The following is a 21945-nucleotide window of genomic DNA, read 5'->3' on the forward strand; positions in this document are numbered from 1 at the left end:
ATCACCTCGGTTTTTTTATAACTAAATTTTAACATATTCAGAAATAAAAAACCGATTGACTTAGGTCAATCGGAATAGTTCGTTATAAGCACTTCTTCACTTTCCCCTCGAGTTGTATTATGACTAGAATTGGCGTAATCATGGTGTAGGTAATTAATATGGTATTTCTTTGCCCATTCCAATAAAATGTGGTTTGTTTGTCCTTTGTGTTTAAGCACGTTTGATAAGGCAAATCGAACTCCGCTAGCATTTAAAGTATCTAGTATCTGTAAAAGTTTATACTCTTGGTCTTCATTCCAGTCTTTAAAACCTCGATTCCCATCGTTATAAGAGCCAGTAGTAATTAAGTAAGGCGGGTCACAATACACAAAGTCACCCTTACTTAGGTCCTTATAATTAAATAAATCAAACTCTTTTGTTGAGAATTCAATGTTTTTACTATGCAGCGCTTCAACAAATTTTATTAATTTAATCTCCAGAGCAGGAGAGAACTGACTACGATTACGTCCAAACGGATTGTTATATTCCTGATTGTTATTAAATCTAAATTGGTAATTAAATGAATAGCATATTAATGTATACAAGTCTAAGGGCTGCTTTGTTAAATTATAGTACTCTCTAAACTTTTTAAATCCTTCTTCATTTTCTTTTGAGAGATTATACTCCTTTATCCTATTGTGTATATGTTCTAAAACCTCTTCAACACTAAGACTTGCCATCTCTTTGAGGACGCCAATTACAAATGTATTAATATCATTTGCAATAATCCTGTTTGCATTGACATTAATAGCAACATTAAGACCTCCTGCGAATAAGTCAACGAAAGTGTTTATATCCTCAGGGAATAAAGGTATTATTTGCTTTAAAAGCTTGTACTTCCCACCAATATAATTTAGAGGACTTTTAATATATTCCTGTGCATGGTATTTACCCACTCTAATTGGAGGTCTTTTCAAAGTTGCGACATTATGTGTTGACCCAGTCTCAACTTTTATTCCATTTATGCTAAATAAATCTACCTTTTGGTATGATAAATCCTTCTTCTTTGAATTATTGTCTTCAAAGGCAACATCTTCAATTTCATCAGATAGTTCAATACTTCTATTCCCTTTTACTAAAGGAATATCTTTCTGGATATAGAAAAGTAATTCATTAAGATTAGATTCCTCTTGTTTATGTTTACTCTTGTATTTACGGTATGGTATTCTGGCTAAGTTAAAGGTGTCAGCTATACCATGTTTCTTTAGTACTTGTTCAATTTCATCAACCGTCATTAGACCTTCAGTACTGTAACTGACAATAATGTGTCGAAATTTTGCTTTTTCTATAAGGTCACTAAATACATTTAAGACGTCTCTCTTAGAACAGTATGCTGACTTGGTGTTTTGGTAAGGGCGCAAACCTGTTTTCCCGTATATTTCAGGATAATCGTAACGCGCTATTGTTTCAAGCAAATGGTAATTCGAGATATATTGCCTACTATTGTAAGGAGTGTCTATATATAGTACATCTCCACGCACCCGTTCTATTACTTGGTTTGCATCTTCATTAAAACTTTTATTTGTATAATAATTGTCTTTAACTTCAATTCTTTGTAGCTTTAGCTTGCTTAAGGCTCTTTTATCCCAGTGCTTCAAGTAAGCTCCATAAGTCCCAGAGATGTTCGAGATATATGGTATTGCCTCAATAAGTGTTGCTAATATATAAGCAAATTCTTTCTTGTTAATTAAGTTATTTTCTTTCCATTTATTAATTTGTTGCCTGATAAAGTCAATTCGGCTTGCATTCTCAACAGAAAAATACATTCGTTCACAACCATTATATGGTGAATAATTATGTGTTATAAAATAATCCGGTTTGATAATAATTTCTGCTGTTTCTAAAAATCCTAATGGGTCAGAAATCCCTCTTTGTTTTAATTTCGTGAACCTAGGAACATGGTTATTTTCAATACGTGCTTTCTGTAGAATATACGAGAAATATAAACTATCATTAGAATAAATGCAGTAATCTTTTTTAAAATATTCAGCTACAGTACCTGTTCCAGAAAACATGTCCATAAATACAGTAGGTGAATCTGTAATATTTTCATTAATAAACCCTTCTATGTTTGATAATAAATTTACCTTACTACCTATAAACCTCATTTTTTCACATCCTATAACATCCTTATTACATTTTGCTTTATTACTAAAAAAAATGCAAGGAATTTCTTTAAAGTTATATTAGAAAAATAAAAATAAGGGTTATTATAGAGTACAGGACCCTATAATAACCCTTTCAGATATTACAATATAATATTAATAACAAAAAACCTCATTTACTTATGATACGGTTCACCACGATTAATCCGAAACGCACGGTAAATCTGTTCAACTAATACCAAACGCATAAGCTGATGCGGAAACGTCATCTTTGAAAAAGAGAGCGTAGCGTTTGCTCTTTTCATCACTTCATCGCTGAGTCCAAGTGATCCTCCGATAACAAAGGCTACCTTGCTTTTTCCGTATGTAGCAAGTGAGTCTAAATCTTTTGCAAGCTCTTCAGATGAGCGCTGCTTACCATTAATGGCTAAAGCAATGACGTGTACATCTTGACCAATCTTACTTAATATCCGCTCTCCCTCTTTTTGCTTCACCTGAACCATTTCCGAATCACTTAAGTTTTCAGGTGCTTTTTCGTCCGAAAGTTCAATAATCTCAATTTTGGCATACGGAGCTAATCGTTTTAAGTATTCATCAATACCTTGCTTTAAGTATTTCTCTTTTAATTTTCCGATTGATACAATTGAAATATTCAAAATAATCTCCCTTGTAAATTATCCACAGATTTTATCCACATATCCACAAGACATATACACAATCTGTGTTTTTTTAGTTTTCCACTGTGTATAACGCTAGGTTTTCGCAGTATTCACATGTATGGTTGCGTTCATTTTCATCAATTTCTTTAAAAACCGGTGCTAACTCAATCTCATCTACGGCTACATCTAACGCTAATTCTGTATGCTCTAAGCAACAATAAATTTTCAAATTGCAATCTCCTTTCTTTTTTATAAGTATCAGTAAAAAGACCACAGAGAAAGTTCCTCTGTGGATAACTTTTTTGTTTATAATGGCTCTCGTGATAGCTTAACCGTTACTGTTTGCTTTTTACCTTGCCTGTAAAAAGTCACTTCCATGCTGTCACCTATTTCTTTGTCAATATATAAGTGCTTACGTAACCCTACTAAGTCTTTAATATCTTCTCCATCCAAAGCGACGATAACGTCATATTCTTTTAAGCCTGCTTTATCAGCTGGTGAGCCAGCGGCAACATTTAATACGGCCACACCATTCACAACATCTTTTGGGAGCTTTAACGTTTCTTTTAGGTGGTAGCCCGATATTTCACTTAATGATAATGCTTCAACACCTAAATAAGGTCTTCTTACTTCTCCATAATTTTCTAAATCATCCACAACAGGTCTTGCCATATTGATTGGAATGGCCAAACCAATCCCTTCAACTTCCTGCTGAGCAATCTTCATCGAGTTAATTCCAATCAGCCTGCCGTCAATATTAATCAAGGCACCACCGCTATTTCCAGGGTTAATTGCTGCATCTGTTTGAATAACTTCTGCTTGCCAATCCGGACTTCCATCATTATTTAGGTCCTGTGGAATGACACGGTTTACACCTGAGACAACCCCTTGTGTTACAGAACCAGAGAACTGTAGTCCAAGAGGATTCCCAATAGCAATAACGGGCTCTCCGACTTTCAGCTTATCTGAATCCCCATAGCTGGCGATCTTTGTTACATGTTCAGCATCAATTTCAATAACAGCCAAATCCATTAACTCATCGCTTCCTAGTGCGCGCGCGGGTACTCTAGAGCCGTCATATAAGCTGACTTCAATTTGCTGAGCACCTTGAATTACATGATGATTGGTAATGATAAAGGCTTTATTTCCCTGCTTTTTATAGATGACACCAGAACCGGTGCCAGCGTCTTGCCCGCTTTCGTTCCAAAAGCTTTCTCCTTGCTGGATATTTACCACTCCAACAACTGCTTCATTAACTTGATTAACAGCTTTCGTAATATCTGTGTTTACATCGACAGAAACCGTCTTTTGAACGATATCTTCACCATTTTGAATAGAGCCTTGATTTTCTTCTGCTGGAGGGTTTGGAAGTAAATTTAAATTCGATAAAAATGGAAGTGCAGTGACAACCACTATTCCTCCAATAATTGCTCCTATTAATGACGACAGAAACCAGCCCCCACGTCTTCTTGGCTTTTGACGTGAAGGAGATGGTTCCCGATTCTCATCATAATGTTCCATATACATCACCGACCTTTTCATTTATTATGATTATAAGTACCAAAACAGATGAACTATTACTTTTTTAGACACTCCTGCTTCTTTCTAACCATCTAACTGAAGTTATTTTTTGTTTTGTTTATGTAGACTATACATAAATAATCGATGTTGGTCTATTAGGGTCTGTATCATAAAGTTTTATCTGTTCTTTCACATCAATATCTTTTTCAGCTAAAACTTGTGAAACAGACATTCGCGCAATTTCTTTCATATTGTTATCTAGACTTAAATGAGCTAGATAAATTCTCTCTGTTTGATCACCAATAACGTCCGCCATTGCCAGTGCTGCATCCTCATTTGAAACATGTCCTACATCACTTAAAATACGACGCTTAACGCTCCAAGGATACCTTCCCATACGAAGCATCTCAACATCATGATTGCTTTCAAAAACAAAAGCCTGACTATTTTTAATAATGCCTTTCATGCGATCACTGACATAGCCTGTATCCGTAATTAACGTAAGTTTTTTATCTCCTTGATGAAAAACATAAAACATTGGCTCAGCAGCATCATGAGATACACCAAACGATTCAACATCGATACTTCCAAATGTTTTATTTTCACCAATTTCAAAATGAAACTGTTGGTCAGTTGATACTTGTCCAATTAACCCATCCATAGCTCTCCATGTTTTTGCATTTGCATAGATAGGCAATTTATATTTACGAGCTAGTACGCCTAACCCTTTAATATGATCACTATGTTCATGGGTTACCAATATTCCTGATAGGTTGTGAATATCTCGATCGATTTCTTGAAAAAGTGACTCCATTTTCTTACCACTTAAGCCTGCATCGACTAATAGCGATTGGTCTCCATCACTTACAAAAATCGCATTTCCAGTACTACCGCTAGCTAGCACGCTAAAATGCAAACTCATTTTTCTCACTCCAATATACTATTTCAAGCTTTTTTGGATGATTTGTCCTTCAAAAGCATTTACAAAATAGTCAACATCTTCATCTACGACAACGTGCCAAGTAGGCGCAAGAACCTGGGAGCTTGGCAGAGGTAAATCGAAGGTATAATAACCTAACTCTACTTTTGTTACCGTGCTTTTTTCGGTTAATTCTTCTTTCAAATACAGATTTTCAAGGACTTTAATTGGGGCAAGAACCTCTTGTTCATCATCTAAAGGCTCGATATTTTCCATAAACGTCTGCTCGTAAGAAGTAATTTCATTCTTATCATTCAAATGAGCAATGACAATGCCATTTTCGTTATCATAAATAACTTTATTTTTATACTGTTGGTAAAATGTAATCGTATTTTTATCTTCGTTAATTTTCCACAGCGTATATGCATTTCCGGAAAGAACATAGTCTTGTAAGAACTGATTTAACTTTGATGTTTTATTCTTTGCTGGAACAGGAATTGGTTTATCTAACGTACTTTCAATTGTTTTTTCATCAATTAATTTTGCTTTTTGTTTTTTAAGCTTCTTCAAGTCATTCTCACTAAACCTTTTACTGTTTGCATTTAATGAAGATGCTTTTTTTTCACTCTTAGGTAGCTCCGTATACATTATTCCTTCTGCTGCTAATTGATCTTCAATGCTTGATTCAACAAATAACGAATACTGGTCTTGATCATGCTTTTTCATGAATTGATAAATTAAAAACAGATCTAAAACCAGAAACGTTACGATAAAAATCGATTTCGTTTTATTCCAATCCACCGTTTACGCCTCCTTCATCAGGTAACGTAACTCGGTACCACTTATTATTATAGTAGTAAAACCAAGAAGGAACCAATGTAACCGAGTTTGAATCATACTCTGTTTTATCCGTATCTTGCTGCTGATTATCCCCAATACCTTCCTCAAGCTGATATCCAATTGATATATCATTTAACAGAGAAGGATCAAAATCCTGATGCTTCTCAATCATTTCAATTACTTCTTGAGGAGACTGTAACTGTACTTTCATTTCAGGTAAGGATACTTGAACAAATCGATACAAAGGTCGACGATAATTTAAGACCTCAGCATTGCCCCATCTTTGATAGATTTCTGTCATGCCCTGATTGCTGTATACAGGGTGATTATCATGATAATACCGGTATGTAATCTCTTTTGTTACACGATTCCAACTATCAAAACGGTAATCTGGCTCTGTCCATCCGGCATGATCATTAACAAAGCTAAAGCTACGATTTAATAAATTTGCGTCATCATTTGATTCCGTATTCGAATTCACCAAGTTTACATACTCCATGACGTTTGTCCTGGTATTTACATTAATAACTTTGGTTCCTTCTGTATATAATTCTCTATATGCTAAGCTTTCTGTACGAGCATAACTTGGATTTGTAAACAGCGCATTTTGAAACTTACGAATATCTAAAGGTGCTTCATATGCATACAGTTTATGCATGTGAGAAGTCTGAGCTGGTATGAAGATATAGCGATTCTCATTCTTTTTATAAACCAGACAACGCTCTGCTGATGTTCCTGCATCCGCTAATTTCTGCACATCGTTCTTGACTACATTACTAATTTTCACCGCATACACTTTTTGTTGGCTATAGTTCACCAAATACATATTTACAGATAAATTAGGGGTCTTTTTTATCTTTATGACTACACGATCAAAATCTACCCTTGGCAATTTATCCGTCGTAAAGCTAAACATTTGCTGAAAGGTTTCAACTGGTATTAGGTCTGGATATACAATTTCCACAGAGTTATTATCATGGACATAATTTAAAAAGCCACTAGGCTCAATAGCACTCGAAACGTCTGTAATATCCCCTAATTTCCACGTTCTCATTTCTTGTAACCATGAGTCTATTCTCTTTTCTTCATGTGATAAATAGTGACTACCACTTTGGTGATAGAGTACCTTTGTAGGACGTATATAATCCTCTAGTTCACTCTTTCCACCTACCTCAGCTTCTTGAAGGTTTTGGGTTTCAGTATTTAAATCAGAAGGGGATTGATAGGACCATAAATTCCAAGTGAGGAATAAGCTTAAAACCACCAAAATAACTAGCACAACGGTTTTTATATTTTCATATCTCATTCCCATTCTTCATCATTCTCACTTTCAATTGGAAGTGTGAAGTAAATAGATGTCCCAACCCCTTCTTTACTTTCTGCCCATATTCGACCATCGTGAGCTTCAATAATTTCTTTTGCAATAGCCAAACCTAAACCTGTCCCTCCTAGTTTGCGAGTTCTTGCTTTATCCACACGATAAAAGCGTTCAAAGATTTTGGACAGATTTGATTTTGGTATTCCCATACCTTGGTCTTTAATACTTACCACAATTTCATGCGTGTGTTGTTCAATAGAAAATGTAATTGTTCCACCTTCTGGTGAATACTTAATTGCATTTGAAATAATATTGTCTAATACTTGTGTAATTTTATCTTGATCAACTGCTACATAGATGGCTTCATCTGGAAGCTCTCTAACAAACGTAATTCCTTGTTCAATAGTCATTTCAAAGCGATCAATGATGTAATGATAAAACTTTACAAAGTTAACCGGGTCTCGACTAAAGCGATAGTCTTCGCTATCTAACTTAGATAGTTGTAACAAGTCATTGACTAATCGAATCATACGCTCTGTTTCTGTTTGGGTAACATGTAAAAAACTTGGTGCTATCTCTTTATCCTGCCATGCGCCTTCTGCTAAAGCGTCCAAATAGCTTCGCATTGTTGTCAATGGTGTTCTAAGCTCATGAGAGACGTTTGCTACAAACTCTCGGCGATCCTGATCAATTTTCTCCTGCTCTGTAATGTCGTGCAAGACGATAATGATTCCGTTGATAAAACCCGTTTCCTTTTGAATAGCTGAAACAGTTGCTCGTAAAATAAACGGCTCTGTTTTCGTACTAAAATCAAGAATAAGTGAATCTTGATTAGCCAATAGGCTTTCGAATGTATGTGTTTCATCTAAACCTAAAAGCGTCACAATTGGCTCTGACAATACTGTTTCACGTGAAACGTTTAACATTGACGCAGCTGGGTCATTAATTAAGATTACTCTACCTTTTCGGTCAGTAGCAATAACGCCATCTGTCATATGAGCAAGTACGGAGCTGAGCTTACGTCGCTCTCCCTCAGTAGTAGCTTGTGCCTCTTGAAGCTTTCTTGTCAAATTGTTAAACGTTAAAGCAAGTTGCCCTATCTCGTCATAACCATAGACCTTTGCTTTTCTTGAAAAGTTTCCTTTAGCCATTTCTAATGCCTGCTTACGCATTTCAGACATTGGTCGCGTAATCGTCTGAGCCAGAAAAACACCTAAAAGGGCAGTAATAACTAACGATATAACCGTACCAGAAGCAAAGATACTATTAATTTTCCTCATTTGCTCATAGACCGGTTCCATCGTCGCAATTAAATAAACAGCACCTAGTATCTCTTGTTCTGACTGTAAGCTTTCTCGATTATTTGGATTTGTAGAAGCATTTCCTCCCACATCATCCTGCAGACGAATAGGAACCGTCAATACTCTAATTCTGTCACCGCTTTTACGATATACTTTATTAGAAGATGTTCCTGCTAAAAGGGCATTCGTAACGGCTAAGTCATTTATTTTTTTCCCTACTATTTGTTCAGGGTTTGGGTTTGATGTCCCTATAATACGTCGATTCGGATCGATAACGCGTACCTCTAATATGTCTTTAGAGGAAATTCCCTGCATAGAAGCAAAATCTCTCAATACTACTTCTAAATCTTCTTCTAACGTAGGGGAAGTATCATTACGTGTTTTTTCTAGCTCTTGTTCAATATTATAAGCAAGTAGACCTACACGTTCCGTTAATGAGTTTGTAAAGTTATTAACAAGTTCTTTTTCTAACTGACGTACAAAGTAGACACCAATAATTTGCATTGCAATTAAAATAAGCAATACATAAATTAGCACAAACTTCAAATGAATGGACTGAAAAAAACGGACTTTCTTCATAATATAGCGTTACTCCTGTTCTGGACTACGCAAATAATAACCTACCCCACGTCTTGTTACAATCCACATTGGATGGCTTGGGTTATCTTCAATTTTCTCACGCAATCTTCGAACCGTAACGTCAACTGTTCGAACATCACCAAAGTAGTCATATCCCCATACTGTCTGTAACAAATGCTCCCGCGTCATGACTTGTCCAATATGTTTCGCCAAGTAATGCAGCAATTCAAACTCACGATGTGTTAATTCAATTGTTTCTCCACGCTTTGAAACAATATAAGCATCTGGATGAATGACAAGTGCACCGATTGTTATCTCATTACTCTCTTCTTCTTCAACACTATTTGAAATCTGTTGATGTCTTCTTAAATTCGCTTTTACTCGCGCCAATAGCTCTCTCGTACTGAAAGGCTTTGTTACATAATCATCTGCACCTAACTCAAGACCAAGCACTTTATCGATTTCAGAGTCTTTAGCTGTCAGCATAATAATTGGCATATCATACTTTTTTCGAACTTCTCGACAGACTTCCATGCCGTCCTTTTGTGGCAGCATAATATCTAACAGAATCATTTCTGGTTGTACTTCTTCAACTTTTTCAAGTGCTTCTACACCATCATAAGCACAAAACACTTCGTAACCTTCTTTTTGCAGATTAAATTTCAAAATATCTGCAATTGGTTTTTCGTCATCTACTACTAAAATACGTTTATCCATGATCATCGTTCTCCTTTTATCATTTCGAACAAAAATAGGAAAGTAAGTATTCATAATGTTTGAATACACTAATTGTATTATACTTCATAACATAGTAATCGTCACAAATTCATCCTCTACTATACAATAACCTCATTAATTTTCAACCATATACAAACAAAAAAGCATGACTTTTAAAAGTCATGCTTTTTATGGCTCGGGACGGAATCGAACCGCCGACACAAGGATTTTCAGTCCTTTGCTCTACCAACTGAGCTACCGAGCCATTATCAAATGGCGGTCCCGACGGGAATCGAACCCGCGATCTCCTGCGTGACAGGCAGGCATGTTAACCGCTACACCACGGGACCCTCAGCTTATAATATGTAATAAAAATGACCCGTACGGGATTCGAACCCGTGTTACCGCCGTGAAAGGGCGGTGTCTTAACCGCTTGACCAACGGGCCATAGTAAGTAACAAAAGTGAGCCATGAAGGACTCGAACCTTCGACCCTCTGATTAAAAGTCAGATGCTCTACCAACTGAGCTAATGGCTCATACTATGAATATCAGCGACATGTAATATAATAACATGATTTAAACACTGAATGCAATAGTTTTTTCAGAAGAATATTTTTAAAAAATGAATTCAATATAAAAAACCAACGTTTAAAAAACTAAACGTTGGTTTTTTTAAAAGTATTAGCTATAAACTCCGCGTAATACGTTTGTTTGTTTGCGATCTGGTCCCACTGAGAAAATAGATAATGGAATACCAGTTAATTGTGAAACACGCTCTAAGTAATGACGTGCGTTCTCAGGTAATTCATCTAAAGATTTCACACCTGTAATATCTTCCGTCCAACCTGGAAGCTCTTCATAAACAGGTTCACATTTAGCTAAAACGTTTAAGCTAGCTGGGAATTCCTCAACAATTTTACCTTCATAGCGATATGCTACACAGATTTTCAATTTTTCAATTCCTGTTAAAACATCGATTGAGTTTAATGATAAATCTGTAATACCACTTACGCGACGTGCGTGACGAACAACTACGCTGTCAAACCAACCAACGCGACGTGGACGACCCGTTGTTGTTCCGTATTCACGACCTACTTCACGAATTTGATCACCAATTTCGTTTGTTAGTTCTGTTGGGAATGGACCGTCACCAACACGAGTTGTGTATGCTTTTGAAACACCTACTACGTGCTTGATTTTTGAAGGCCCTACACCTGAACCGATTGTTACACCACCAGCAACAGGGTTAGAAGATGTTACAAACGGATATGTTCCTTGATCGATATCTAACATAACACCTTGTGCACCTTCAAATAATACGCGACGACCTTCGTCTAGAGCATCATTTAATACAACGGATGTATCAACAACAAATTTTGCTATCTGCTGACCATATTCGTAGTATTCATCTAAGATATCTTCTAATTTAAAGCCTTCTACTTCATACATTCTTTCAAGAAGACGATTTTTTTCAGCTAAGTTTTGTGTTAATTTTGCTTCAAACACTTCACGGTCTAATAAATCTGCAATACGGATACCTACACGTGCAGCTTTATCCATATATGCTGGACCAATTCCTTTTTTTGTTGTTCCAATTTTATTATCGCCTTTACGCTCTTCTTCTACCTCATCTAATTTTAAGTGGTAAGGTAAAATAACATGCGCACGGTTACTAATACGTAAGTTATCTGTTGTTACATTACGATCGTGTAAATATTTTAATTCTTGAACAAGTGCTTTTGGATCTACAACCATACCATTTCCAATTACACAAATTTTATCATCGTAAAAAATCCCTGAAGGAATTAAATGTAATTTGTACGTTTCACCATTAAACTTAATCGTATGACCAGCATTGTTTCCACCTTGGTAACGTGCAATTACTTCTGCATTTTCTGATAGAAAGTCTGTAATCTTCCCTTTTCCTTCATCTCCCCATTGTGTTCCTACTACAACAACTGAAGACATATCTTAAGCACCTCCGCTTAGTAAGCAACAGCCTACTACGACATAATTTAACCGTAAATAAGTGTATCAATTTATTATAGTAAAGTCAATGTAAATCCGAACTATTTAATCTAAATCAAAGATAATATACTGCTTTTTACCGAACATATACTAATATAAACAAAAAAACCTCTCGGATTGAGAGGTTTATGCACCTGGTGGTACACCCGAATCATCAAAGCGTCTTTCTAAGTTTACGAACTTATTATATTCCTTCACAAAAGCTAACTGAACCGTTCCAACTGGACCGTTACGCTGCTTAGCAATAATGATTTCAATGATGTTCTGATTTTCAGTATCTTTCTCATAGTAGTCTTCACGATATAAAAAGGCTACAATATCGGCATCTTGTTCGATACTCCCTGATTCACGAATATCGGACATCATTGGCCTTTTATCTTGACGTTGCTCAACCCCACGGGAAAGCTGAGATAATGCAATAACAGGAACCTGAAGTTCACGTGCTAATGCTTTTAACGAGCGAGAGATCTCTGATACTTCTTGTTGACGATTCTCGCCGCTTCGACCGTTCCCTTGAATTAACTGTAGATAATCAATTAAAATCATTCCTAGACCGCCTTCTTGCTTCAGACGTCTACATTTTGAACGGATTTCTCCTACGCGTACACCTGGCGTATCATCTATATAAATACCAGCATTAGATAAAGAACCCATCGCCATGGTTAGCTTTCCCCAATCCTCTGATGTTAAGGATCCTGTTCTTAGCCTTTGTGCATCAATATTACCTTCAGCACAAAGCATCCTCATGACAAGCTGCTCCGCTCCCATCTCCAAACTGAAAATCGCTACATTTTCATCTGTCTTGGTTGCTACGTTTTGTGCGATATTCAATGCAAACGCTGTTTTACCTACTGATGGACGTGCAGCAACAATAATTAGGTCATTTCGCTGGAATCCAGCAGTCATATGATCTAAATCCGTAAATCCTGTTGGAATGCCTGTAATATCACCTTTACGATTGTGAAGAACTTCGATGTTGTCATAAGTTTGCACCAAAACATCTTTAATATTTTGAAACACGCCCGTATTTTTACGCTGTGCTACTTCTAAAATATTTTTTTCCGCTTCATTTAATAAGACTTCGACTTCATCTTCTCTCGCATAACCTTCTGAAGCAATATCAGTAGCCGTTCGAATAAGCCTGCGAAGAATAGATTTTTCCTCTACAATTTTCGCATAATATTCAATGTTAGCAGCTGTTGGTACGGAATTAGCTAAATCACTTAGATACGCCACTCCACCTATTTCTTCTAAGATTTTTTGATTTGCTAAATCTGATGTAACCGTAACTAAGTCAACTGGTTCACCTTGATCTGAAAGTTTTAGCATACACGTAAAAATCTTTTGGTGAGCTGCTCGATAAAAGTCTTCTGGAATTAATAATTCAGACGCTAATGTTAAAGAAGATGGCTCTAGGAAAATTGCCCCTAATACCGCCTGCTCAGCTTCGATATTTTGAGGCGGTAGACGATCAGCAAAAAGATCATTCATAGTTTCTATGCCCCTCTATCGTTTTTTCGATTATCGCAAATGTTGGCGCGAAATTCTTCGCGCCAACGTTTGATTTATTCTTATTTTAACCCTACTATTTATAGACTAATCTCGCTTACCATTAGTTTTGTTCTGTTACATGAACTTTAACTGTAGCCGTTACTTCTGGGTGTAATTTCACAGGTACATTTGTATAGCCAAGCGCACGAATTGCATCGTCTAGCTCAATTTTACGCTTATCAATTTTGATATTATGCTTTTTCTTTAGCTCTTCTGCAATTTGCTTGCTTGTAATAGAACCAAATAAACGGCCGCCTTCACCTGATTTAGCTTTTAATTCTACTGTCAAAGATTCGAGCGTGTTCTTTAGCTCTTTACAATTTTCTAGCTCTTGAGCAGCTTCTTTTTGCTCTTTTTTCTTTTGAGCATCTAATACTTTTACATTACCACCTGTTGCTTCAACAGCATATCCATTTTTCAATAAGAAGTTATGTGCATAACCATCGGCTACGTTTTTAACCTCTCCTTTTTTACCTTTTCCTTTTACATCTTTTAAGAAAATTACTTTCATGATTTTTTCCCTCCATCCAAGTATTCATCAATTGCTTGTTTTAGTAGCTCTTCTGCTTGATCTAACGTCATGTTTTGTAACTGAGTAGCTGCATTCGTTAAATGACCGCCGCCTTGCAAGCTTTCCATAATTACCTGAACGTTGATATCACCTAGCGAGCGAGCACTGATTCCAACAAGCTGATCTCTTCTTTTTGAAATAACAAATGAAGCGACAACTCCGCTAATCGATAATAACGTATCAGCAGCTTGTGCAATCAACACTTGATCATACGTTTCAGCTTCATCTGCTCTTGAGATAGCAATCCCTGCTTTATAAATTTCCGCATGCTCGATAAAACGAGCTCTTTGCACATATTGATTAATGTCTTCTTTAAGGAATTTTTGAACAAGGACTGTGTCAGCCCCTTGAGACCTTAAAAAGGACGCAGCATCAAACGTTCGAGAACCGGTTCTAAGCGTAAAACTTTTCGTATCTACAATAATCCCTGCCAATAAAGCAGTTGCTTCTAGCATATCGATTTTAAAACGCTTAGGCTGATATTCTAACAGCTCTGTCACTAGCTCTGCAGTAGAGGAAGCATATGGTTCCATATATACGAGTAAGGGATCTTCAATAAAGTCCTCACCTCGTCTGTGGTGATCAATGACAACAACGTTTTCAACCCGATTTAATAATCGTTCTTCAATTACAAGCGAAGGCTTATGAGTATCGACGACGACAAGTAGCGTATCGTCACTCACCAGATTAAGCGCCTCATCAGGGGTAATGAATCGTTCCCAAAGATCCGGATTTTTCTTAATCTCTTCTAGAAGCCTCTTTACACCAGTGTCAATATGTTGAGGATCTAAAACGATAAATCCATCTTTTTGATTTACTTGTGCTACTTTTAAAATACCAATCGCAGCGCCTATCGCATCCATATCTGGATATTTATGACCCATAATAATAACCTGACCACTTTCCGTGATAAGCTCTTTTAAGGCATGAGAAATGACGCGTGCACGTACTCTCGTACGCTTTTCCATTGGATTTGTTTTACCACCATAAAACTTAACTTTACCATTTGGTTGCTTAATCGCTACCTGATCCCCACCACGTCCTAATGCTAAATCAAGGCTGGATTGGGCTAATGCACCTAATTCAGGTAATGGAGAGGTTCCGGTGCCGATTCCCACGCTTAGTGTAAGCGGTATATTATGTTTGGATGTTTCTTCACGCACTTGATCTAAAATTGAAAACTTACTGCGTTCAAGATGAAGTAACGTTTGCTCATTCATGATTGCAATAAACTTCTCAGAAGATGTACGCTTGATAAAGATACCATATTCTTGAGCCCAATGATTAAGCAGAGAAGTAACTTGGCTATTCAAGTTACTTTTCACTTGGTCATCCATTCCTTGTGTAAGCTCATCATAGTTATCTAAGAAAATAATACCAATGCTGGTTCTCTCATCAGCATACAATTTTTCGATTTCAATCTGCTCTGTAACATCGAAAAAGTAAAGTAGACGTTCTTCTCTTTTGATAATTACTTTAAATTTTCTTTCATGCAAAGTGACTACTTCTGTCTCAACTTCTTGTTTAATTAACGGAACAACACTTTCGGCTACATCATATAAAGAACGTCCTACTAATGAATCCTCACCGAAACAAGAAGCTAAGAAAGGGTTAGTCCATTGAATTTGATATTCATCATTAAACAACATAATCCCAATAGGCATCTCCATCAATGCCTCTTCTCCCACCTTTTTTACTCGGTGAGAAATCATTGAGATATATTTTTCAAGCTCGTCTACTAACATTCGCTCCATTTTAATAAATAGCAGCAAGGTGATAAGTAAAAGAACAAATCCCCCTACCCCAATCATCCAGTTATGATATGTCACTACTCCTACTAAAATAAGAGCAATACTGTACAGTAAATAAAATGGATAACGAATGATATTTTTCTTTGTAAAGACAGGCATCTGTTTCAGCTCCTAATCTTTAAGTTCCACATTAACTTTTATTTATCGACATTCCCGATACGCTTGCGTAAATTAAATCCTAAATCAATTATACCTAAGATACGTACAAATTGAAGGAGAATCGGCAGAATAAATGCCAAAATTGTTACAACCACTGGAATTGCTTTCGAATAACCTTTTTGATATGAAAAGTAAAAGATAAAAGAAAATCCTTGTAACATGACTAACATTTGCAAGGCCATCGCTAAATTTAAGATGGCGATAAACATAAATGACCCCTCTTCAAAATTAAATGAAGGAAATGATAAAATTAATACAATTAAATAGTACCAAATTACACTTTTAGGTAATTGCAGTTCACGAAATGGTGGAAATGATTCAATATCATGCTTCAAACGCTTTAATACAGATGCAGCGATTAACTGAGAAAAGAAGGCACAAACAACCCCCAACATGACAATAAACAGCGGAAGTAAATATTTAAAAGTTGTAATGGTTTGTTCCAACTGTTGAACCTGTTCATCTGTAACGGTTTGTCCTAAACTTTTCATCATATCAACGCTTTGATCAATTGAATGATTCAACGCATTGTTCATTTCACTAATTAAGTTAACATTCATAAGCAAACTTGATAGCACAAACATTAGCAAAAATGCAAGGCTAAAAGCAATGGTTCCACCTAACAACACGCTGTATCGCGCTTTTTTCCGTTGATACAAGTAGCCAATTACAATACCGCTTATACCAAAAACCATTGTTGCTGGTAATGTTACAACTGTCCCAAATAATAATGTTAACAATAAAGATACAACAAAAAACAGAATAGATCTTTTTACACCATGTCTAACTGTATAAACAATAAACGGTACAGCAAGAGCAAGAGTTAAAAACCCACCAATAACCGGTATGTATAGGAGAAACAACAACAGCGCTACAAAAAGGGCTAAAAGTGCTACTCCTTCGGTAATATAACGAATCCCTTTCACAACTTCACCTCGTATTGTATAAACTATTACTTATTGTATCGATTCAATACAAGAGAAGCAACTATTTCACCAGTTTATCTATTTAGATGTAAAAAGAGACAGCAAGGAAGTCCTCACTGTCTCTTTTTATATTCATTATTCACCTGAAACATATGGTAATAATGCCATTTGACGAGCGCGTTTGATAGCGATCGTTAATTTACGTTGGTACTTAGCGCTTGTTCCAGTTACACGACGAGGTAAAATTTTACCACGCTCTGAAACGAATTTTTTAAGCATATCTACATCTTTGTAGTCGATGTGAGTGATGCCGTTTGCTGTGAAGAAACAAACTTTACGACGTCTGTTACGTCCACCTTTACGTCCACCTGCCATTGAAATACGCCTCCTTCCCTTTTAAACTCTATCCGATTGTATACTTCGCACTTATCACTTTTTAGAATGGTAAGTCATCATCAGAGATGTCGATTGTTTCACCATTATTTGCAAATGGATCATTATCAACGCGAGTATAACCTTGATTACCTGAGTTACGGTTCTGATTATCTCCAAATGGAGAGCCTTGTCCAGATCCACCAGTGTTAGCAAAGTTATTGCGTTGCATATCCCCGCCACCACTTTTTGGTTCTAAGAATTGCACACTTTCTGCCACAACCTCTGTTACATAAACTCGACGACCGTCTTGTCCTTCATAACTACGAGATTGCAAACGTCCATCAACACCAGCTAAACTACCTTTTTTCAAAAAGTTTGCTACATTTTCAGCAGGACGACGCCATACGACACAGTTAATAAAGTCCGCCTCACGTTCACCCTGTTGATTTGTAAATGCGCGGTTTACTGCTAGCGTGAATGTTGCAACTGCAGCTCCATTGGGGGTATAACGTAATTCAGGATCTTTCGTCAAGCGTCCTACGAGAATTACGCGATTCATCATCAGAACCACTCCTTAAGGAAAAAACTATTTATTTAAACGAAAAATTAAGCTTCTTGTTTAACAACGATATGACGGATAATGTCTTCGTTGATCTTAGCAAGACGATCAAACTCAGAAACTGCTTCTGAAGTCGCTGCCACGTCAAGAATCATGTAGTAACCATCGCGGAAATCGTTGATTTCATAAGCTAAACGACGTTTACCCCATTCTTTAACGTTTGCAACTTCTGCACCATTGTCAGTTAAAACACTGTTAAAGCGTTCAACTAATGCTTTTTTTGCTTCGTCATCAATGTTTGGACGGATGATGTACATTACTTCATACTTTCTCATCACTGTCACCTCCTTTTGGTCTAACGGCCCTAAACGGGCAAGGAGCAATAATTATATTACTCACAATTTAAAATTATATCATGTGAACTTTCGAAACGCAATGATATTAAAAGAGTTTCATTCAAAAGAAAAAAAGCACGGCCTAGAGCCGTACTTTTTTATACGTTAAATCTAAAGTGCATAACATCGCCATCTTTAACGATGTATTCTTTTCCTTCAAGACGAACTTTTCCCGCTTCACGTGCAGCTCCCATTGTTCCAGCTGCTAGTAAATCTTCATAAGATACCGTTTCAGCACGGATGAACCCACGCTCAAAGTCTGTATGAATGATACCAGCACATTCAGGTGCCTTCATGCCTGTTTTGAATGTCCATGCGCGTACTTCTTGCTCACCAGCTGTGAAGTATGTTGCAAGGCCTAATAAATCATAAGTGGCACGAATTAATTGGTCTAAACCTGATTGCTCAATTCCAAGCTCTTCAAGGAACATTTCTTTTTCTTCACCTTCAAGCTCAACAATTTCAGATTCAATACGAGCACAAACTACAATTACTTCTGCGCCTTCTTCTTTCGCGTATTCACGTACTTTCGCTACATATTGATTTGATGATGCATCCGCTACCTCATCTTCTGATACGTTCGCTACATACAGAATTGGTTTAATTGTTAAAAGGTGTAGCTGCTTAGCAAGCTTTAATTGCTCATCAGTAAATGAAACAGAGCGAGCAGGTTGTCCAGCTTCAAAAGCTTCTTTTAACTTTTCTAAGATTTCATACTCATACATCGCTTCTTTATCTTTTTGCTTTGCCATCTTTTGAACGCGACCAATTCGCTTGTCCACCGTTTCTAAATCAGCTAGAATTAACTCTAAATTAATTGTCTCAATATCTGAAATAGGATCTACTTTCCCTGAAACATGAGTAATATTCTCGTCTTCAAAACAACGTACTACGTGACAAATCGCATCTACTTCACGAATGTGAGATAAAAATTTATTTCCTAATCCTTCGCCTTTACTCGCACCTTTTACAATTCCAGCAATATCTGTAAATTCAAATGTTGTTGGAACTGTCTTTTTAGGTTTTACAAGCTCAGTAAGTTTATCTAAACGCTCGTCAGGAACTTCTACAATCCCAACGTTCGGATCAATTGTACAGAAAGGGTAGTTAGCAGATTCTGCTCCCGCTTGTGTAATTGCATTAAATAAAGTTGATTTCCCAACGTTCGGAAGACCAACAATTCCAGCTGTTAAAGCCATATGATTATTCACTCCTCTTTTATATAACCGAAAACCAGTTAACCTTTCACAATTATAGTAATTCACATTTGAAAACACAAGCTTTATTGACTGGAAAAGCGTGTCCTAATCCTTCATTTATATGAACTACTTTTTCAGTTATTCTTCATGCTTTACTAAAATCTTTTTCATTTTTCGAGCAAAATCCTTACGAGGAATCATGACACTATGACCACAACCTTCGCATTTAATTCGAACATCCATTCCCATTCGAATTATTTTCCATCTATTTTCTCCACAAGGGTGGGGCTTTTTCATTTCTACAATGTCATTTAAACCAAATTCTTTTTGATTCAATTACTGTGACCTCCTTGATTTTCTCGATGATTTAATACACTTTTTTGATCTTCACCACGATTATACATAATCATCTTCGCAAAAGGAACTTCAATACCATATTCGTTTAATCTCATTCTTACTTCTTTACGAATCATACGTGAAATGTGAAAATGTCTCATCGGCTTCACTTCACTCGTAATACGCATAACAACTTCATTTGCTTGCATTGTTTGAACTCCTAGTAATTCTGGTGTTTTTACCATATCTTCATATTTCCCAGGTAATTCTTCTAATAACTCCAGAATAATTTTTTCTGCTTTTTGAATATCTTCCTCATATGAGATACTAACATCCACAAATGCGATACTATTATGCAGCGAAAAGTTTGTCACTTCTATAATACTTCCATTAGGCAAGATATTAATTTCTCCTGTCCAACTTTTAATTTTAGTTGTCCGCAAACCAATTTCTTCGACGGTGCCTTCAAATGTACCGATTCGTACATAATCTCCTACAGAGAACTGATCTTCAAATATAATAAAGAAGCCTGTAATAACATCCTTTACTAGATTTTGAGCACCAAATCCTACTGCTAAACCAACGATTCCAGCTCCTGCTAATAGTCCTTTTACCTCGATTGTCATCGTTTCTAAAATCATGACAAGCGCAATAAAGTACACCGCATACGTAAATATATTTTGAATTAAACGTACTAGCGTTGCTTCTCTTCGTTCTGAAATACGCAGTGGGCTCTTTGTCCGAACCTCTATCATTTTGTTTAAAAACATTTTCCCAAATCGAATTAACAGCATTGAAACAATAATAATGAGTACTACTTTAATAAAACCTATACCTATGTTAGCCCACGTTTCTTCTTTAAAGAACGTTTGAAAAGCTGTTTTAAAAAAAGCTTGAATTGATTCCATGTTGCAAGCTCCCATTCTCATGATTGTCATAATATTTTAGTTTATTTTAGCAAGTTTTATTTAATTTTTGTAGATATTTCGTATCGGATAAATTAGTAAAGCCGCTAATAAGAATAGATTAACCATACCATATAACGGGTATAGAACAGCAATTAACTTAGAAAAACCTAGCTTTGTAAATGGAATCATAATGATGACAAATATAATTGCCATTTTCCATAACGCAGTATTTTCACTCCTACGAAACCTAGTTGTTAAACCTAGTATCCCCGATACCGCTGTTGTATAGATAGCAACTAATAATAATACACTCATAATGATTAGCATAAAAAACGGGAAACTTTTCATTATAGCAAATAACGGAATTTCATAATCTGGTAACAAATCTGAAACCTGTAAAAGTGATTCATTATAAACAAAGGATAAACCACCAATTAACAAACCACTTCCAATGGAAGCGATATGAATCTCTACTTTTGTTTCAATCTCATTTCCAATGGTTGTGAGAACTGCAACGAGAGGGAGGATATTTAAAGCCGTAAAAGTAAATCCTGAAGACCAATTGTGCTGATGATGCCAGTCAATGTCCAAAACATGCTGACTTTTTAAAATAAAGAAAAGAAGGACGCTAATTAAACCAATAACGAGTACAGGCATAATGTAAGAATTAATCGAAAGCATTCCTTGAATACCTTTAATAAACACAAGAATAATTAACAAGCTAAAGGTCATAATTCCCAACCAATAAGGAAGCTGAAATGTTTCTAACGTAGCACCTCCACCTGCAATCATAATAACTGTTGTTGAAAATAAGTAAAAAATGATTAAGCTATCATAAAGAAACGCCCACCTTTTTCCAAACACTTCAATAAGTAATGGATAAAATTGATTAGTTTTCAATTGAAAACTAATACTCATAATCACGTTGCAGCAAATAATGAAGATAACAGTAAACAAAAGCAGAGCCAGTCCACTTTCTTCGCCAAAAAATTGCCAAAGTTCTCTTCCAGATGCATAGCCCGCTCCAATAATTGTACCTAAAATAAGAAACATCCATTTAAAGCCCTGCTTCAACATAAATTCCTCCTTTAAGCGAAATGTATGTATAGAATGTTAAGAATCTTCGTA

21 protein-coding genes and 4 tRNA genes are annotated in these 21945 nt (G+C 36.2%); all 25 read right to left on the reverse strand.

Annotated features, from left to right (window positions below):
- Nucleotides 1-65 precede the first annotated feature (65 nt).
- The 25 genes from AS180_RS23210 to AS180_RS10350 all read right to left on the reverse strand — a co-directional run bounded on the left by AS180_RS23210 (nucleotide 66) and on the right by AS180_RS10350 (nucleotide 21894).
- Entirely contained in the window at nucleotides 66-2147 is a 2082-nt protein-coding gene (locus AS180_RS23210; protein ID WP_062686776.1) for a Dam family site-specific DNA-(adenine-N6)-methyltransferase, read from the reverse strand.
- Nucleotides 2148-2320: 173 nt separating this feature from the next.
- A complete protein-coding gene (gene rlmH / locus AS180_RS10240) occupies nucleotides 2321-2800 on the reverse strand; it encodes a 23S rRNA (pseudouridine(1915)-N(3))-methyltransferase RlmH (RefSeq protein WP_025907898.1) in 480 nt (159 codons plus the stop codon).
- 73 nt (nucleotides 2801-2873) lie between these two features.
- On the reverse strand, nucleotides 2874-3032 hold the full coding sequence (locus AS180_RS21665; RefSeq protein ID WP_064484031.1) for a CxxH/CxxC protein: 159 nt from the start codon (nucleotides 3030-3032) through the stop codon (nucleotides 2874-2876).
- Between the two features lie 77 nt (nucleotides 3033-3109).
- Nucleotides 3110-4324, reverse strand: coding sequence for a S1C family serine protease (locus tag AS180_RS10245; RefSeq protein WP_025907897.1), 1215 nt, complete (start codon nucleotides 4322-4324; stop codon nucleotides 3110-3112).
- Nucleotides 4325-4451: 127 nt separating this feature from the next.
- Nucleotides 4452-5246 (reverse strand): MBL fold metallo-hydrolase, encoded by a 795-nt coding sequence (locus AS180_RS10250; RefSeq protein WP_025907896.1) that lies wholly within the window; start codon nucleotides 5244-5246, stop codon nucleotides 4452-4454.
- A gap of 18 nt (nucleotides 5247-5264) precedes the next feature.
- Entirely contained in the window at nucleotides 5265-6044 is a 780-nt protein-coding gene (locus AS180_RS10255) for a two-component system regulatory protein YycI (protein ID WP_062686777.1), read from the reverse strand.
- Nucleotides 6031-7395 carry a YycH family regulatory protein gene (locus AS180_RS10260; protein ID WP_025907894.1) on the reverse strand — a complete coding sequence of 455 codons (1365 nt, stop codon included), beginning with the start codon at nucleotides 7393-7395 and terminating at the stop codon, nucleotides 6031-6033. Before AS180_RS10260 ends, AS180_RS10255 begins: the two co-directional genes overlap by 14 nt.
- On the reverse strand, nucleotides 7386-9281 hold the full coding sequence (gene walK, locus AS180_RS10265; RefSeq protein WP_025907893.1) for a cell wall metabolism sensor histidine kinase WalK: 1896 nt from the start codon (nucleotides 9279-9281) through the stop codon (nucleotides 7386-7388). The genes AS180_RS10260 and walK overlap by 10 nt, the downstream gene beginning before the upstream one ends.
- A gap of 9 nt (nucleotides 9282-9290) precedes the next feature.
- Nucleotides 9291-9998, reverse strand: a complete 708-nt coding sequence (gene yycF, locus AS180_RS10270) for a response regulator YycF (protein ID WP_025907892.1) — start codon at nucleotides 9996-9998, stop codon at nucleotides 9291-9293.
- A gap of 192 nt (nucleotides 9999-10190) precedes the next feature.
- Nucleotides 10191-10263: transfer RNA gene (locus tag AS180_RS10275), tRNA-Phe, on the reverse strand.
- 9 nt (nucleotides 10264-10272) lie between these two features.
- Nucleotides 10273-10348: transfer RNA gene (locus AS180_RS10280), tRNA-Asp, on the reverse strand.
- A 25-nt stretch (nucleotides 10349-10373) separates the two neighbouring features.
- Nucleotides 10374-10445, reverse strand: a tRNA-Glu gene (locus tag AS180_RS10285).
- 17 nt (nucleotides 10446-10462) lie between these two features.
- Nucleotides 10463-10535: transfer RNA gene (locus AS180_RS10290), tRNA-Lys, on the reverse strand.
- A gap of 145 nt (nucleotides 10536-10680) precedes the next feature.
- Nucleotides 10681-11967 carry an adenylosuccinate synthase gene (locus AS180_RS10295; RefSeq protein WP_062686778.1) on the reverse strand — a complete coding sequence of 429 codons (1287 nt, stop codon included), beginning with the start codon at nucleotides 11965-11967 and terminating at the stop codon, nucleotides 10681-10683.
- 186 nt (nucleotides 11968-12153) lie between these two features.
- On the reverse strand, nucleotides 12154-13518 hold the full coding sequence (gene dnaB / locus AS180_RS10300) for a replicative DNA helicase (RefSeq protein ID WP_025907890.1): 1365 nt from the start codon (nucleotides 13516-13518) through the stop codon (nucleotides 12154-12156).
- A gap of 121 nt (nucleotides 13519-13639) precedes the next feature.
- The gene (rplI, locus tag AS180_RS10305) at nucleotides 13640-14089 is read right to left on the reverse strand and encodes a 50S ribosomal protein L9 (protein ID WP_025907889.1); all 450 of its coding nucleotides are present in this window, start codon (nucleotides 14087-14089) and stop codon (nucleotides 13640-13642) included.
- Nucleotides 14086-16059, reverse strand: coding sequence for a DHH family phosphoesterase (locus tag AS180_RS10310; RefSeq protein ID WP_061785681.1), 1974 nt, complete (start codon nucleotides 16057-16059; stop codon nucleotides 14086-14088). Before AS180_RS10310 ends, rplI begins: the two co-directional genes overlap by 4 nt.
- Nucleotides 16060-16097: 38 nt before the next feature.
- Entirely contained in the window at nucleotides 16098-17045 is a 948-nt protein-coding gene (locus AS180_RS10315) for a YybS family protein (protein WP_062686779.1), read from the reverse strand.
- 135 nt (nucleotides 17046-17180) lie between these two features.
- A complete protein-coding gene (gene rpsR, locus AS180_RS10320) occupies nucleotides 17181-17420 on the reverse strand; it encodes a 30S ribosomal protein S18 (RefSeq protein ID WP_013059913.1) in 240 nt (79 codons plus the stop codon).
- A 61-nt stretch (nucleotides 17421-17481) separates the two neighbouring features.
- Nucleotides 17482-17982, reverse strand: a complete 501-nt coding sequence (gene ssb, locus AS180_RS10325) for a single-stranded DNA-binding protein (RefSeq protein WP_025907886.1) — start codon at nucleotides 17980-17982, stop codon at nucleotides 17482-17484.
- Between the two features lie 44 nt (nucleotides 17983-18026).
- Complete coding sequence (rpsF, locus tag AS180_RS10330) at nucleotides 18027-18314, reverse strand: 30S ribosomal protein S6 (RefSeq protein ID WP_062686780.1); 288 nt, start codon at nucleotides 18312-18314, stop codon at nucleotides 18027-18029.
- A gap of 158 nt (nucleotides 18315-18472) precedes the next feature.
- Nucleotides 18473-19573 carry a redox-regulated ATPase YchF gene (gene ychF / locus AS180_RS10335; protein ID WP_062686781.1) on the reverse strand — a complete coding sequence of 367 codons (1101 nt, stop codon included), beginning with the start codon at nucleotides 19571-19573 and terminating at the stop codon, nucleotides 18473-18475.
- A 138-nt stretch (nucleotides 19574-19711) separates the two neighbouring features.
- Nucleotides 19712-19909, reverse strand: a complete 198-nt coding sequence (locus tag AS180_RS10340) for a DUF951 domain-containing protein (RefSeq protein WP_025907883.1) — start codon at nucleotides 19907-19909, stop codon at nucleotides 19712-19714.
- A complete protein-coding gene (locus AS180_RS10345) occupies nucleotides 19906-20817 on the reverse strand; it encodes a mechanosensitive ion channel family protein (protein WP_062686782.1) in 912 nt (303 codons plus the stop codon). The genes AS180_RS10340 and AS180_RS10345 overlap by 4 nt, the downstream gene beginning before the upstream one ends.
- 60 nt (nucleotides 20818-20877) lie before the next feature.
- Nucleotides 20878-21894, reverse strand: a complete 1017-nt coding sequence (locus tag AS180_RS10350; protein WP_062686783.1) for a YkvI family membrane protein — start codon at nucleotides 21892-21894, stop codon at nucleotides 20878-20880.
- Nucleotides 21895-21945 lie beyond the last annotated feature (51 nt).

It is taken from the genome of Priestia veravalensis (genome assembly GCF_001457055.1).
GTDB lineage: Bacteria > Bacillota > Bacilli > Bacillales > Bacillaceae_H > Priestia > Priestia flexa.